17 protein-coding genes and 1 pseudogene are annotated in these 14,545 nt (G+C 60.4%); 11 read left to right on the forward strand and 7 right to left on the reverse strand.

What is annotated here, in order from left to right:
* Positions 1–189: 189 nt before the first annotated feature.
* Entirely contained in the window at positions 190–1,482 is a 1,293-nt protein-coding gene (locus tag NMG80_RS21990; RefSeq protein WP_254020060.1) for a CaiB/BaiF CoA transferase family protein, read from the reverse strand.
* Positions 1,483–1,570: 88 nt separating this feature from the next.
* On the opposite strand from NMG80_RS21990, the gene NMG80_RS21995 reads away from it, so the two are divergent.
* Positions 1,571–2,344, forward strand: coding sequence for an IclR family transcriptional regulator domain-containing protein (locus NMG80_RS21995; RefSeq protein WP_254020061.1), 774 nt, complete (start codon positions 1,571–1,573; stop codon positions 2,342–2,344).
* Between the two features lie 8 nt (positions 2,345–2,352).
* Here the strand turns inward: NMG80_RS21995 and NMG80_RS22000 are convergent, their stop codons facing one another.
* Genes NMG80_RS22000 through NMG80_RS22010 form a run of 3 tightly spaced genes read right to left on the reverse strand, consistent with a single transcriptional unit; the run spans position 2,353 to position 5,461 of the window.
* A complete protein-coding gene (locus NMG80_RS22000; protein ID WP_254020062.1) occupies positions 2,353–3,153 on the reverse strand; it encodes a crotonase/enoyl-CoA hydratase family protein in 801 nt (266 codons plus the stop codon).
* 11 nt (positions 3,154–3,164) lie between these two features.
* Entirely contained in the window at positions 3,165–4,313 is a 1,149-nt protein-coding gene (locus NMG80_RS22005) for an acyl-CoA dehydrogenase family protein (RefSeq protein WP_254020063.1), read from the reverse strand.
* Positions 4,314–4,321: 8 nt separating this feature from the next.
* On the reverse strand, positions 4,322–5,461 hold the full coding sequence (locus NMG80_RS22010; protein ID WP_254020064.1) for an acyl-CoA dehydrogenase family protein: 1,140 nt from the start codon (positions 5,459–5,461) through the stop codon (positions 4,322–4,324).
* Between the two features lie 308 nt (positions 5,462–5,769).
* Between NMG80_RS22010 and bktB the strand changes: the two genes are divergently transcribed.
* Both bktB and NMG80_RS22020 read left to right on the forward strand, forming a co-directional pair.
* Entirely contained in the window at positions 5,770–6,951 is a 1,182-nt protein-coding gene (gene bktB / locus NMG80_RS22015; RefSeq protein ID WP_254020065.1) for a beta-ketothiolase BktB, read from the forward strand.
* Positions 6,952–7,090: 139 nt separating this feature from the next.
* Positions 7,091–7,345 carry a type 2 periplasmic-binding domain-containing protein gene (locus tag NMG80_RS22020; protein WP_254020075.1) on the forward strand — a complete coding sequence of 85 codons (255 nt, stop codon included), beginning with the start codon at positions 7,091–7,093 and terminating at the stop codon, positions 7,343–7,345.
* Positions 7,346–7,354: 9 nt separating this feature from the next.
* Here NMG80_RS22020 and NMG80_RS22025 read toward each other — a convergent pair whose 3' ends face one another.
* Together NMG80_RS22025 and NMG80_RS22030 are read right to left on the reverse strand one after the other, a co-directional pair.
* Positions 7,355–7,516: a DUF2274 domain-containing protein gene (locus NMG80_RS22025; protein WP_367185987.1), complete on the reverse strand. Its 162-nt coding sequence runs from the start codon at positions 7,514–7,516 to the stop codon at positions 7,355–7,357.
* A 141-nt stretch (positions 7,517–7,657) separates the two neighbouring features.
* On the reverse strand, positions 7,658–8,347 hold the full coding sequence (locus NMG80_RS22030) for a TetR/AcrR family transcriptional regulator (RefSeq protein ID WP_254020066.1): 690 nt from the start codon (positions 8,345–8,347) through the stop codon (positions 7,658–7,660).
* Between the two features lie 164 nt (positions 8,348–8,511).
* On the opposite strand from NMG80_RS22030, the gene NMG80_RS22035 reads away from it, so the two are divergent.
* Positions 8,512–9,042: a dihydrofolate reductase family protein gene (locus tag NMG80_RS22035; RefSeq protein WP_254020067.1), complete on the forward strand. Its 531-nt coding sequence runs from the start codon at positions 8,512–8,514 to the stop codon at positions 9,040–9,042.
* 334 nt (positions 9,043–9,376) lie between these two features.
* Here the strand turns inward: NMG80_RS22035 and NMG80_RS22040 are convergent, their stop codons facing one another.
* A complete protein-coding gene (locus NMG80_RS22040) occupies positions 9,377–9,553 on the reverse strand; it encodes a DUF2274 domain-containing protein (protein WP_254020073.1) in 177 nt (58 codons plus the stop codon).
* A 1,015-nt stretch (positions 9,554–10,568) separates the two neighbouring features.
* On the opposite strand from NMG80_RS22040, the gene NMG80_RS22045 reads away from it, so the two are divergent.
* The 7 genes and pseudogenes from NMG80_RS22045 to NMG80_RS22075 form a co-directional block, all read left to right on the forward strand.
* Positions 10,569–10,808, forward strand: a complete 240-nt coding sequence (locus NMG80_RS22045) for a hypothetical protein (RefSeq protein ID WP_254020068.1) — start codon at positions 10,569–10,571, stop codon at positions 10,806–10,808.
* A gap of 126 nt (positions 10,809–10,934) precedes the next feature.
* The gene (locus tag NMG80_RS22050; protein ID WP_023804274.1) at positions 10,935–11,189 is read left to right on the forward strand and encodes a DUF6894 family protein; all 255 of its coding nucleotides are present in this window, start codon (positions 10,935–10,937) and stop codon (positions 11,187–11,189) included.
* Positions 11,190–11,445: 256 nt separating this feature from the next.
* Complete coding sequence (locus tag NMG80_RS22055; protein ID WP_254020069.1) at positions 11,446–11,988, forward strand: Crp/Fnr family transcriptional regulator; 543 nt, start codon at positions 11,446–11,448, stop codon at positions 11,986–11,988.
* Positions 11,989–12,236: 248 nt separating this feature from the next.
* On the forward strand, positions 12,237–12,548 hold the full coding sequence (locus tag NMG80_RS22060; RefSeq protein ID WP_254020070.1) for a hypothetical protein: 312 nt from the start codon (positions 12,237–12,239) through the stop codon (positions 12,546–12,548).
* A 141-nt stretch (positions 12,549–12,689) separates the two neighbouring features.
* The gene (locus NMG80_RS22065) at positions 12,690–13,445 is read left to right on the forward strand and encodes a DUF4142 domain-containing protein (RefSeq protein ID WP_254020071.1); all 756 of its coding nucleotides are present in this window, start codon (positions 12,690–12,692) and stop codon (positions 13,443–13,445) included.
* A gap of 22 nt (positions 13,446–13,467) precedes the next feature.
* Entirely contained in the window at positions 13,468–14,070 is a 603-nt protein-coding gene (locus tag NMG80_RS22070) for a hypothetical protein (RefSeq protein WP_254020074.1), read from the forward strand.
* Positions 14,071–14,301: 231 nt separating this feature from the next.
* Positions 14,302–14,545, forward strand: a pseudogene (locus NMG80_RS22075) (ISNCY family transposase); the annotation flags it as partial.

Genomic DNA, 14,545 nt, shown 5'->3' on the forward strand with positions numbered 1-14,545 from the left:
AAACTGACATAGCACCATCAGTCGCATTCGCAGACGGTGCAGTTCATGCGATGGCCGGTGAGACCCGGGCAGTAAGGTCGTGCAGAAAGGCGTCGGTTCGGTCGATCTGTGCGCGATGCAGCGAAGATTGAAGGGGCGGGGTCATGGCGACTTCTCAGTCAGGCCACCAGGGAATCAGCACTTTCCTAGCTAAACAAGAAAAATGACAGGTCCTGAGCCCAAGGCATCCACCTGAAAAAGCTGGATCACCGCGCGGGCGTTCAGATCCTGCAGTTCTTCGTCGTTGAGGTGAAGTCTCTCCTTGAGGACCTCGGCGGTGTTCTCCCCAAGTCTTGGTGGAACCGATCGGATCCGGGCCGGAGTTTCTGATAGCAGGGCCGGGAAACGGGTGAAGGGGATCTCGGCGCCGTTCGCGTTGCGGTGTTTCTCCACGACCTTGCGACTTTGGACATGGGGATCGGAAAAGGCCTGATCGACCCGATTAATGGGGCCGCCGGGCACCCCATGCTCGGCCATGGATTTCAGCAGATCGTTCCGCTTCCAGCTCTTGAGCGTGCTGCCGAGTTGTTCTTCGAGGTCCACCCGGTTCTCGACGCGGGCGGAATTGGTCGCATAGCGCGCATCTGCAACCAGGTCGGTCCTGTCAAGCATTCTGCAGAGGTTTGCGTACTGGCCGTCGTTGCCGACTGTGATGATCACCTCTGCATCGGCCACCTGGAAATTGCGATAGGGAACGACGTTCGGGTGACCGTTGCCCATGGGTTTTGGGATCACCCCACCGATGAGATGGTTCATTCCTTGGTTGGCCAGGATTGCTAGAGAAGTATCAAGCAGAGCGCAATCGATCGTCTGTCCCATGCCGGTCTGGTCCCGGTAGCGCAACGCGGCCAGGATCGAGATCGTCGCGTAGAGGCCCGTGAACAGGTCGATGACGGGAACGCCGACTTTTGTCGGTTCTGATCCGGGCTGGCCGACAGCCGGACCGGTCAGGCTCATGAGGCCGCCCATACCCTGGATTAAGAAGTCATAGCCCCCGCGATCGGCATATGGCCCGGTCGGGCCGAAGCCGGTGATCGAGCAGTAAATCAGGCGCTGGTTCTGGGCGCGCAGGGCCTCTGCGTCCAGCCCAAACTTCTTCAGGCCACCGACCTTGAAGTTCTCGACGACGATATCGGACTGCGATGCCAAATCCCGGATCAATGCGGCTCCTTCGGGCTTTGAAAGATCGACCGTGACGGATTTCTTGTTGCGATTACAGGCCAGGTAGTACGCGCTCTGGGCCTCGCCGCTCATGCCGTCGTCAAAATAGGGCGGACCCCAGGAGCGGGTATCGTCGCCCTTCACGGGCTGCTCGATCTTGATCACTTCGGCCCCGAGATCCCCAAGAATCTGCGTTGACCAAGGGCCGGCCAGCACCCGGCTCAGATCGAGGACGCGAAGACCGGCTAACGGCCCTGTCGTTGCTGGTTCCCGCATCTTCATGGATTGGGGCCCTCGTCTTGTTTCATTAGCTGAAATATGGTTTCATTTACTGGTTCGGCTTTCAGCCGGCGAACGGGAGGGGAAAGGAATGGCGTCATACAAGCCCGTCGAGGCTGTTCTGCGAGGACTTGAGGTCCTGCGGGTGGTGAACAGGAGCGGTCCGGCGACGGTGAGGGCGATCCACCAGGAAACCGGTCTGGACAAGTCGACGATCATCCGGATGCTCGAGACTCTGATCCATGCCGGCTACGTCACGGTCGCCAGCAATGGCGGTGGGTACGGTGTGACCGGGCGCGTATTGCAGCTCAGCACCGGGTTCGTGCGCTATGACAAGGCCGCCGAAATCTGCGCCCCCATCCTCTCCAATTTCCGCCAGAACTACGGATGGCCTTCCGATTTCGCGATCCGCGACGACGACGCGATGATCGTCGTCCGGACCTCGCGGGAAACCGGCCCCTTCAACTTTAACCGCAATCCAGGCTTTCGCGCGCCGATCATGCTTACCTCGATCGGGAAGGCCTACCTGGCCTTCTGCGACGATGTCGAAGCCAATGAGATTCTGGACCGCCTGGCCGAAACCGTTCCGCACCTTCCGTCGAGAGCCAGGATCGAACGCGCCATGGCAAAGGTCCGCGCGGCGGGGTACGCCGTCATGGATGACGGGTACAGCCAGCGCGAATACAAGGGAACGATCTGGGCGATGGCCGTGCCGGTTCAGGACCATGCGCGCCTCTACGGGGCGCTCAACATGATGTTCCTCAAGCAGACCGTGTCGCCTGACATCGCGACCGAACGCTATCTTGCACCGCTCCAGGCTGCGGCCGCTGAGATGGCCGAGGCCTTGGGCAGGGACGAAATCTGACGCGGTTGTCATCTGCCAGTAAACTTCGGCGTGCGCTTCTCGATCATTGCGCCGATCGCCTCCGCGTGATCCCCGGTTTCATGCGCGAGCGCCTGATAGGCAGCAGAGAGATCCAACGCTTGTCCGAGCGACAGGCACCCCGCTTCGCGCAGGATGCGTTTGGTCATGCGCACGGCATGGCGGGGATTGACGGCGATCCGCCGCGCGACCTCGCGAGCAGTGTCCATGAGCTGGTCATCCGGAACGACGCGGGACACGAGGCCGATCCGCTTAGCCTCGGCGGCGTCGATATTGTCCCCAGTCAGGGCCATTTCGCACGCCATCGAGAACCCGACGACGCGCGGCAAGAGCCAGGCGCCGCCGTCCCCCGGAATGATTCCTAGACGCACGAAACTTTCGGCGAACTCGGCGCTTTCGGCGGCGATGCGCACATCGCACATCAGCGTCAGGTCACAGCCGGCTCCGATTGCAGGTCCGTTTACGGCCGCGATCACGGGGACTTCCAGCGACTCGAAGGCAAGGGGCAGGCGCTGGATGCCGCGTTTGTAGTTCAAGCGCGTTTGTGCGGGCAGTTCGTCCTGGAGCGCGCCTCCCTTGCGGAGAGTCTTGATGTTGCCACCGGACGAGAAGGCAGTTCCGACGCCCGTCAAAATGATCACGCGGCAGTCGGGACTGCGATCGGCGTCCAGGACCGCGTCGAGGATCGCGTCGACCATCGGCAGGTCCGAGATAGCATTGCGCGTGGCGGGGTCGTTCAGGCGGATGGTCACGACCCCGTGGTCTTCAGTTTCGATCAAAACATGGGGCATCTGATGGTTCCTCAGCGAAGGTCCAGACTGCGGGCGATGATGCCGCGAAGGATCTCACGCGTGCCTCCGCGCAGAGAAAAGCTCGGCGCGGCCAGTAAGGTCCGAGCAAAGGTCGATGCATATGGGGCGGTGCTGCCCTGCTCTGCCTCGACCGGTGCCACGCTGCGGGCGATCTCGGGGATTTCCTGTTCCAGAACGGCCCCCAGATCCTTGACAATAGTCGCCTGGAGGGACGGGTTTTCCCCGCGCTCCAGCATGCCTGCAACCGAACGGGACATGTGCCGCAAGACCATCAGGTGGCTCAAAAGACGCCCGACCGCGCGCCGCGAATGCCGATCGGGAGCTGCCGAGACAACCCGGATCAGTTCGGCCAGCAGGGCAAAGGAGGACAGGAACCGCTCGGGGCCGGATCGCTCAAAAGCGAGTTCGCCCATGACCTGCTTCCAGCCGTCGCCTTCCTGTCCGAGCAGCGCAGTCGAGGGAAGAACGACGTTGTCGAAGCGAACGTCGTTGAAGTGATGCTCGCCAGCAAGATCGATGATGGGATTGACGCTGATCCCGGGGGTCGTCATGTCCACGAGCAATTGGCTCATGCCGCCGCGCCGGTCCTCTGCCTTACTGGTCCTGCAGAACAGCGTCATGTAGTGCGCTGCATGACCGTTGGTCGTCCACAGTTTCGTGCCATTGACGAGATAGCCGCTGTCGATGGTCTCGGCGCGGGTGGTCGCAGCTGCGAGATCGGATCCGCTGTTCGGCTCGGACATGCCGATGCAGAAGTAGCACTCACCGGCGGCGATGCGGGGCAGGATGTCGATCCGTTGCTGTTCGGTCCCGTAGTGCAGCAGAAGCGGAGCGCTTTGCCGGTCGGCGATCCAGTGCGCGGCCACCGGGGCGCCGGCGGCAAGTAATTCCTCCACGACGACGTAGCGTTCCAGCGCTGTGCGCTGGTGGCCGCCGTATTTCCTCGGAAGGGTCATGCCCAGCCAGCCGCGCGCGCCCAGCTTGCGCGAAAAGCCGGTATCGAGGCCCGTCCATGAACGTGCCTGTTCGGCAGCAGGATAGTGCTTGCCGAGGGTCTCCTCGAGGAAGTCCCGCACCTCCTTGCGAAGGCTCGCAAACTGGCTTGTGGAGGGAGCCGGCTCGAAAGTGGTCTGGTTCATGGCAGGTCTCAATCTTGTCGCGTCAGAAAGTCCCAAGGGGTGACATCGCCCTCGGAGAAAAAGGCGTCGGCGATTTCTTCGGCCCAATGGTTCTCGGACCCGAATTCGTCCCGCCACGACCAGAGCCGCTTCGTCAGGGGGTGAAGCTGGTATTCGTGGGTGAACCCGATCGCGCCATGCACCTGATGGGCAATCGAGGCGCAGATGCCGGCGGCTTCGCCCGCGCGAAGTTTCGCGGCGGCGGCAATTGTCTGGAATATCGCTTCGTTAGCTGCATGTGGAGGGAATGCTGCGGCCACCATGTCAGCGGCGGCGCAGGCGGCGGCCACTTGAGTGGCCATGATGGCGAGATTTTGCTGGATGGCCTGGTTCTTACCGATCGGCTTGCCGAATTGGACGCGGTCGTTGGCGTAGGTCACCGTAAGCCCGAGCGCGGCCTGCGCGGCGCCGGAAATGGACGCGACCCTGAGCATCGCGCAAAGCGCCAGATAGGTCTTCGGGTCAAAATTGGCATCCGCCGCCCGGCCGGGGCGCAGGGTGCAGTCCACGATTAGGTCATCGCGCGGCTCATCGGCCAGATTCAACCCGTGTCGACACTCCCACCCGCCTGAAAGGTGGATGACCTTCCGATCTTGGGTCAGAAGTACGATCGAGGCTGCGTCGCGTCCCCAGGGAACACGTTGCAATTCTCCCGAAAGCTTCAGGTCCTTGCCAAGGGTCAGGCCGAAGGCGATTGTTGCGGGGCCCTCAGCGAGATCCAGCCCTGCATTGGCAAGGATCCAGTTGGCAAGCATTGTCTCGGCCGCCGGGGCCTTCGCAGCATGCGCCGCGGCGATACGCGCGATGCTCAACGCTTCGCGCGCGGTCAGACCAAATCCGCCGGCGCTCTCGTCGAGCAGACCGAGGGGAAGGCCCGCGTCGGAAATCTGCGCCCAAAATGCCTGGGAGAGTCCTCCCTCTCCATCATCGGTCCTCGGCGCCGAAAAAAGACGTTCGGCCGTCTCGGAGACCATATCGGACATGCTGCGCTGATCCCTTGATTTCTTGGTTTCATGGCGTTGCGATTTCGGGATGTGCGGTGGCTTTGCCGGATTTCCACGTTGGCTGCGGCCCGCTCCCAGGTTTCGTGGCCGCAGCGGTGAAATCACCGCGATCTCCGAGGCGCAGTGTACCCCCTCGGGCATGCACCCTGCTGTTGGCTCGGCGATGGAGCGCTTGCCTACCCGGCAGGGCGCGACCGCCGATCTCGATGTTCCAAACTTGCTTGCCAGCGATTTGGCAGGTGTCGGCAACTCGTCCGAATTCCAAGATTTGATATTCCGAAACCAACGATCTTGCAGCTAAATATCATTTCACTAGATGAAATTATATTTCATTGAAGTGCATGCCGGAACCTGTAGCTTTTGCGCCGAATGCCGCCTCTGCCGGAGCTGGCAGGGTACTTGAGGATGCAGGCATGGCGATATCAATGGTGATAACCGGCGCAGTTCGCACTGCGATAGGGGATTTCGGGGGTAGCCTTGCAGGGCATTCCTCCTGCGATCTTGGCGCGCTGGTCGCCAAGGAGGCCCTGCGACGCTGCGGTCTGGATGCGGCCCTGGTCGGCCAGGCCGTTTTCGGCAATGTCATCCACACCGCTCCTGAAGATATGTATCTCTCCCGCGTCGTCTCGCAGCGGGCGGGCTGCCCCGCGGCGGTGCCTGCTCTGACGCTCAACCGACTTTGCGGGTCGGGTCTGCAGGCGGTCGTGACGGGCGCCGAGCAGATTCAGCTCGGCCATTGCGAAACAGTCCTTGTTGGTGGCGCCGAATCCATGAGCCGTGCGGGTCATCTGTTTACCCAGTCGCGCAGCGGCCTGAAGATAGGTGATCTCACAGCGACCGACATGATGTTGGGGGCGCTGACCGATCCGTTCGGAAGCGGCCACATGGGCGTTACGGCCGAGAATGTCGCCAACTCCGAAGGGGTCTGCCGGGAGGCGCAGGATGCGTTTGCCGTCGAGTCGCATCGGCGCGCCGAACGCGCCCAGGCCGAGGGCCGATTTGCAGGCCAGATCCTGCCGATACAAGTCAAGCGCGGGCGAGAGACAGCGGAATTCACCATCGACGAACACGTCCGCCCGGGCCTGCGGGTCGAGGATCTAAACAAGCTGCGACCTGCCTTCGCGCGCGACGGAACCGTGACCGCGGGCAATGCCAGTGGCATCAACGATGGCGCGGCGGCCTTGGTGTTGGAAAGCCAACAGCACGCAAAGGGCAGGGGCGCGCCCGTCTTGGCGCGGATAGTAGCCTCCGGCCTTGGTGGCGTCGCCTCGGAGGTCATGGGGCTCGGCCCGGTGCCCGCGGTGCGGCAAGCGCTTCAACGCGCGGGGCTGTCGGTCGACCAGATGGATGTGATCGAGAGCAATGAGGCCTTTGCCGCCCAAGCGTGCGCGGTGAGCAAACTTCTGAACCTGCCGGCCGACCGGGTGAACCCTAATGGCGGCGCTATCGCCCTAGGTCATCCGATCGGGGCATCGGGGGCGATCATCCTCGTCAAACTGCTCTACGAACTGGATCGCATTGAGGGCCGCTATGGCCTAGCCACCATGTGCATCGGTGGGGGGCAGGGCATCGCCCTGATCGTCGAACGCCCATGACGGGCCGACCCGACGGACCGGTGCGGCGGACATGCTGATGTCTCCGAGATCCGTGGTCAAGTAACGGCGCATGGTCCCCCGGGGTGGTTAAGTAAACCTGTCGAATGGCTTCGGTCATACCCCGACGCGGTGAGGCATCATGAGCCTGGTAGGCGCGGGATTTGGGGTCACCCTGATCTGCGAGGCTGGCATCGGCGCTAGTTACGCCGGCGTCGTCTATCGCGATTTGCAGGACGGCAATGGCCCGAGCCGGATTAGCTACGCCGCCTATTGGCGGAGGAACAACGACAACCCGGCGTTGGAGCACTTCCTAAAGCTGTTGGAAGAGCGCTATCCCTCGACTAGGGTTGCCGACTCCGCCGCGCCTTTCCGAACTCCTGATCCCTCGCCATGAAGCGCTCGATCATCGGGCGATCAGTCTGGCCGGCCCGCCAACGGGCTGGCCAGTCTCCCGGCCGAGAAGGTCGGAATAGGCGATGAGGTCGCGATGAACTATCGCCGGCAGCTCGACCGAGACCTTGACAGGCTTTTCGTCGGCAATGGCGCTGCATTTCAGCTTCGCCATGTCGACCACGGTAGGGCGTTAGAACAAGGTCGCCGGGGGCAGAGTGCGCAACCGTGGCGTCGGTGACCGCGACGGCCGATGTTGGCAATCCTGCTGCGGTCGGAGTAGTTGGTGCGAACGCCAATGACGCAAGGCGCAATTTTAGTCAGCCGAATTGCGCGTTGCCAGCGTGGTGCAGACGCCAGCGATAATTATTTCGACACCGAGTTTTACTCGATCCCACGAATCGCTGCCTGAGGTCCTAGCCAAGCGCAGGACACGGGCTAAGGTCGGCGCTTGCTCCGCAAGCCGGTGCGAGACGACCGGGTTCGGCTCGTGACACGACGAACTCGGTTCCCCAAGTGCAAATCCATTCAGGAAATCGACAAGCGTGTCCGCTGCGGTAGCAATTGACTTATCAGTCAGGCCCGCATCTTGGAAGGCCTCATAGAGGGGCTCGCTGACAGCGAGCATAGCGATTGCCACCGCATCAGGATCCTTGACGATCGGCAGCACAATGTATGGATGGCTCCGCGTCAGGTCATGATAGCCATGCGCCCAATCAAGCACGCGTTCCACCCAAGGCGCATTCCGCTCGCATCGCCTTTGCATGCCAGCGAAAACCAGCTCGACGACACCAGCTATGATGCGCTGCTTGTCGGGAATGTGGTGGTAGATGGACATAGGATCCACGCCGAGCTCGGTGGCCAAGCGCCTCATACTCAACCGCTCAAGTCCCTCACGCTCGACCGTAGCCAGGGCAGCTTCAAGGATCCGTTGTCGAGTGAGCTGGGGATCCGCCGTCCTTGGGCGGCCGAGACGTGCCTTCGCCTGTCCAGCCTTCTTGATCATCGCACGTTGCATAATCCTACAATGTAGGATAATCCTTCCGAGGGAAACAGTCGAGAGCGAAATTAGCGTGCGGGAAGCTTGGAGGGAACGCTGTTCGCGTCCTGTCGGGCATACCGGCGAAGCACGGATGCTGTCCAGTTTTTCCTCTTCTGGAGTTGCTGTTCATGAGCAAAGTAGTCTTATACATCGCCACGTCGCTTGATGGATTTGTTGCCGGAGAGAATGACGATATCTCCTGGCTCTTTCAGTTCAATGACGTCGATTACGGATATGACGCCTTCTTCTCTCGGATAGGCGCTATCGTTGAAGGAAGGCGTGCTTACGACCTGGAAATCAAACATGGATGGGAACACGCGCATCCCGTCTCGACATTTGTGTTGTCGCACAGCCAGCCTGAACGCAAACCCCTGCGGTCCGACATTGTATTCACGGACGACGACATCGCGGACGTGTTGAGGCGAGCGAAGCAAGTCTCGGACAAAGATGTCTGGATCGAAGGCGGCGCCAATGTAGCGCAGCAGTTCATCAAGAGACGGATGGTCGACGAGATCGTCCTGTCGATCGCTCCGGTGCTTCTCGGAAGAGGCATCAGCTTGTTCGGAGATGCGGGCGAACAGTTGAACCTGTCGCTGGGCGAGGTCAGGCGGTTTGACAAAGGTCTCGTTCAACTTTGCTACGACTTTCAATCCAGGTGAGAGATGTGGGGAAGCTTCCGCTCGTTGTCTCGGGAGATCGTCGCGCCGGACGACCTTATCGCCGCAAGACCCGCCCTAAGGCTATTGCCCAGCACTTGCCAGAACCATGTCGGAGCGATCGACTCTTGGACCTGCCTCTGCGGCGGCGCGGCTTTGGGGACAGCCTGATCTGCGAGGCCGGCAGCGGCGCTACGCTGGCGTCGTCTATCGCGATGTGCAGGACGGCAACGGCCCGAGCCAAATCAGCTACGCCGCCTGTTAACAGAGCAACAACGACAACCGGCGCCGGCGCATTTCTTCAATGTGCTAGAGAAGCGCTATCCCTTGCCGTCTTCTACGGCTGCCGGCTCCGCCGCGCCTTCGCGAACGCCCGATCGGTCGCCATGAAGCGCTCGATCATCGGCGCGATCAGCCTGGCCGGTTCGTCAACGGGATGGCCCGTTTCCCCGCCAAGAGCCTCGGCATAGGCGACCAGATCTCGATGCACGGCGGCTGGCAGTTCGATCGAGATCTTGACCGGCTTGTAGCCGGGGCATGATGTCGATCCGTCCCAAGCTGCGTCGCCACATCCTGCGTCGCAGCGCGGTCAGCCGCCAGCAGTCTGATCTGGTGGACCACGTCCTTTCTTTGTAGCGAGTTTTTGCTTTTCTTTCAGCAGACGAACGATCGCATCGACGGGCGGCGCAAGGTCGGGCGGCGACTTGCAATTCGAACGCCACAAGTATCCGAATAATGTTCTTAGTATTCGCATTGTCGTTACCTCCTGCACCACCGAACTTGGCTTGGGCGTTGTTGTTCCTGAACGGCAGGCCAAGCGCCGCTGTCCGAAGGCGAACTCGTCCGTGGCAAGCAGGCAGGATGAGTCTGAACGGGATAGCGAGGGCAGGTTCTGGCGGTGGGCAGGGCAGGGAGTGTTATGCCTTCACGACAAGCTGAAGGAGCGGGTGTGTCCCGCCCCTCCGAGCTGGCGCTACTAGGCCGCATGTTCTACCGGTAAAGGGTCGAGGCTCAATCTGAAAAACGACGTGAAGTGCTCGCGTCTCGGGGCGCGACGGAATGATCCGGCGCCAAACCCACATTCGGACAAAGCAGATCTTCACCGGGTTTAACGCATGACAATGCCGATCGAAGCGGACGCATCAGCGGGCTTTTTGTTGTGCGGACCAAAAAGCGCGGAGGGAAAGCGGGGATCGCGCCAGTGCTTTGCGAAAAGCCAGGTGAAACAAAGCAATGAGCGCGCGAAACAGTGAAGTTTGTTGACCGCTGGCGCGCGCCATCCGACCTGCTCTCTTGCTGAATTCCTACGCACCTGACCGGCTGCGAGGTCCGGCGTGCAGCTCAGCATAGGAATCAATGTACGGGAATTACCAAGCCGTAGCCGCCTTGGAACGAATAATCCCGCTCGAACTTACTTTAGCGATCCAGGTCCCTCACTCGGATCACCACTCGATCGGATTGGCCCGCCCTCGTACGGGGGCGGGCGGGCCAATGTTTCCGGGCGACCTGACTGACAGGAGTGAACAACAATGTTTGCAGATGAGATTGCGGCAAGGCGTCTGAAAACCCTAGTCGACCACTATATGGAGACCAGGAAAAGGCGGCACGACGTGGTTTCAACATCGAGAGCTGAAACCGCCATACGGGAAGTCCTCCCCAATTGCCCTGTGTCCGGGAAAGCCTTTGACGACATGATCGCTGCCTGTGCCGTCGAGCATGGTCTCGGCGTGCTGTTCGACAGGTCAGAAATCACCGACAGCGTCAGCTGACCCGCTGGCCTGCGCCAGCGCTCAGACACGTCGAATGTCCGGTTCATACATGTCCCCGGTTAGTACGTTTCCGACACTATCCATGAGCCTCCATGCATCTAGATAGTCCATGGAGGTGGACTGAGCATGCCAAGATATTTTTTCCATATCCGGAACGAGGAGGGGCACCTCATGGAGGACCTCGAGGGGCAGGAATTTGCGGATTTGGCGCAGGCTGAGGAGAACGCGATGGCCTCCGCCAAGGAGATCCTGGCGGAAGGACTGCTCAGCGGGAAGCCAATGCTGACAGGCGCGATCTTTGAGATATGCGACGAAAAACACGCATTGGTGTTGCGATTTCCCTTCTCGGATGCCGCCAGAATGCCAGGTACCCGCCCTTAATGCTTAAAGTGATTGGCGGGACTTTAGCACCCCATATGTAGTCGTATCGTTCGCACGTTGTCACGGGCGCGAACGGCTGGGAGATCAGAAAGCTCTTGCCCTACCGAGGGTGGAGTTATGTTGAACCAGCCCATTCCCTATCAAAATGCTTTATTGCGGCGACTTTCCCCTGGCGATCTGGCATGGCTCGAACCCAACATGGAACGGGTAGCGCTGCCGATGCCAGCTTGAGTCGACGAAGTCCGTTATCGAACACGTGTATTTCCTGGAAGACGGCATCGCGTCGGTCGTCGCCAAACTACCTAAGGGCCGGGATACCGAGGTCGGCCTGATCGGCATGGAAGGCATGACCGGAGCCTTAGTGGCCCTAGGCGGCGATCGCGCCGCACATGACACCTATATGCAACTGGCGGGAAGCGGCTTGCGAATTCCAGCCCCGGCACTGTCGTCTGCTCTGTCTGAGAGCACTACGCTGAAGGCTCTTCTGCTTCTCTATGTCCAGACCCTCTATATTCAGACCAGCTACACCGCCCTGGTAAACGCACGGTCGAAGTTGGACGAACGTTTGGCTCGCTGGCTTCTGATGTGCCACGATCGCGTCCGCAACGACCGGCTTGCAATCACCCACGAATTCATGTCCGTCATGCTCGGTGTGCGGCGACCGGGTGTCACGGTTGCAATCCAGGAGCTTGAGGGCAGGGGCCTAATCAGAGCCACGCGGGGTGAGATCGTCATAAGGGATCGTGATGGTCTGTTCCAGTGGCCGATGGCACCTACAGCGAGCCGGAGGGGAATTTGAGCGGTTGCTGGGGAAAATCGACTAGCCCCTATAATCGGCGGCTTTGGCGAAAGTCACGGTAGCGACGAGCGCCACCGTCGTCGGCAATTCAACCGACGAATCGCGCATTAGCGTTCCCCACAGCCTAACCCCTTTCGCCATCATATTCTTCACGGCATAAATCGCTTCGCGAACCGGCATTTGCATGATCTGGGCGTTCGCTACCGTACGATCCCCGCCCACCCTGTGCAAACGACTGATCGCCCGCCGTGCCGAAAGGTGCGGCGGGCTTTTTTGTTGTCTGGGGGGAACACGATCTGGCGACAATCGTTCGGGTGCCAACAAAAGCGCCGTACCGTCAGATCGAGGACAAAACAATGCAGGAAAGGCAAGGCTTAACCGATAAAGAAAAACACGACCGACGGGAGCGCACGTCGGATGCTGCGCGGACAGCAACAGACATTGAGCGCACGGCACGAGATGCAAAGACAGCTCGGCTCCGGGAGCAGCGACTGAAGGCTGCTCTTCCTGCGGCGCCGGCATCAAAAGCGAAGACAACCTGGAAAGGCAAGAAAACCTAGCAGGCGCTGCACATGCGCTGGCTTTTCAGGCAGGCATGCCGATCACTTTGACCTGCCCGCTATATCGCTTTTTCGTCGGAACAAAGCCCGTGCGCCGTAGTTAGTCCGCGATCGCACAGCCGTGCTTAAAAGGACAGATTCATGAAAACGAGTTACTTGGCCTGCTTGGCCACCGCTACTGCTATTGCATTCGCAATGCCCGCCTTCACGGCGGAAAAAGCGCAGGATTTCGTCACCAAGGCCGCTGTCGGCGGGATGTTCGAGGTTGACTCAAGCAAGGTCGCCCAAGACAAGGTAAGCGCCCAAAACGTCAAAGACTTCGCACAAAAGATGATCGACGACCACGGTGCGGCTAACGCCAAACTAGAATCGATTGCAGGCGAGCAGAAGCTGCAGATCCCCGCCGGTCTGGACGCCCCCCATCGGACCGATTTGCAGAAACTTCAGGACGGCAACGCACCGCTCGATCAGTCTTACGTCGAGATGCAGCGTAGCGCTCATGCCGACGCGATTTCCTTGTTCGAGGAATATGCGAAAGACGGCGACAACGCTCCGCTTAAGGCGTTCGCCCAGGAGACACTGCCGACGCTCAAAATGCACAAGGAAATGATCGAAAAGATCGCCACAACAATCGGCACCGACCCTTCCTCGGCAACGAGTTCAACAACGCCGGCTGTCAAAACGACGGACACGCCCAGTGCCGCCGCTCCTATTCCCGGCGCCAATAGCTTTACCGAGGACCAGGCCAAGAGTCGCATCCAGGATGCAGGTTATTCGAACGTATCCAAGCTCACCAAGGATGACCATGGCATCTGGCGCGGTCAGGCGAGCAAGGATGGGAAAAACACCACAGTGGCGCTCGACTTCCAAGGCAACGTCATTGCCGGCAGCAACTGAACATTTCAAGGGAGAGACCCAGATGAAAACAGTAACTGGACTGTTCGACAACTACGACGACGCCTCCGAAGCCGTCGGTGACTTGGAAGCAACGGGAGTCCCGGCTGCCGATATCAGCATCGTGGCAAGCAATTCTAGCGATTGGTACGATGACGATCGCTCCGAGGCCGGTGAGGATGCCGCCAGTGGCGCGGGAGTCGGAGCAGTGGTAGGTGGCACCGGCGGATTGTTGACAGGGCTGGGCATCATGGCCATTCCAGGCGTCGGACCGGTGGTCGCGGCGGGATGGCTTGCTGCCACAGCCGCGGGGGCACTTGCTGGCGCTGCGGTCGGCGGTGCTGCCGGAGGGATCATCGGAGCACTCACGGATTCCGGCGTGCCCGAAAGCGATGCCCATGTTTACGCAGAGGGCGTCCGCCGTGGCGGGACTTTGGTTACGGCCAAAGTTGCGGACGAGCTTGTGCCGAGCGCCGAGCAAATCCTCAATCAATCCAGATCGGTCGACTTAGCCGAACGCCGCAGGGACTATGAGGCGGCCGGTTGGACCGGGTTTGACGCCGCCGCCGAGGACTATACTGCCGATGAAATCGAGCGTGACCGCGCCCTGAACACCAACCGAATTTAATCGAGAAGCCCCGCCAACTGTCGTTGGCGGGGCTGAGTTCGTTATTAAGTGGTATCACTTCCACGCACGATTTCCCCTGAGAGATTGCCGATACGCGGCGCATTCCCCCAGCCCGTCGATAATCCAGTGCCGACCTCGATCATCCGGTGCCTGCTTGCCTCTCCGGAATTGAGGCGGCAGGCGATGGCCTCCACGGTGTCATCTTCGATGGTGGAGGCCAGCTGCTTGCCACTGCTTCATCTGCGCTTTGCCGGCTCCGAGAACACGTTCGACTACTTTCACGCGGCAAAGGCGTATCTGCGGGAATGGGGCAAGCCGCTTGCGTGACAAGCATGGCGTCTTCCGGACGACACATGGTTCGGAGAAGGATAGAACCAGCGGCCTGACACAGTTCGGCCGGGCTCTTTATGAAATCAACATCGATATCATCTGTGCCAACACCCCACAGGCCAAGGAGCAGGCATCACGATGCACC

The organism is Mesorhizobium escarrei (assembly GCF_935825525.1).
GTDB classification, from domain to species: domain Bacteria; phylum Pseudomonadota; class Alphaproteobacteria; order Rhizobiales; family Rhizobiaceae; genus Mesorhizobium; species Mesorhizobium escarrei.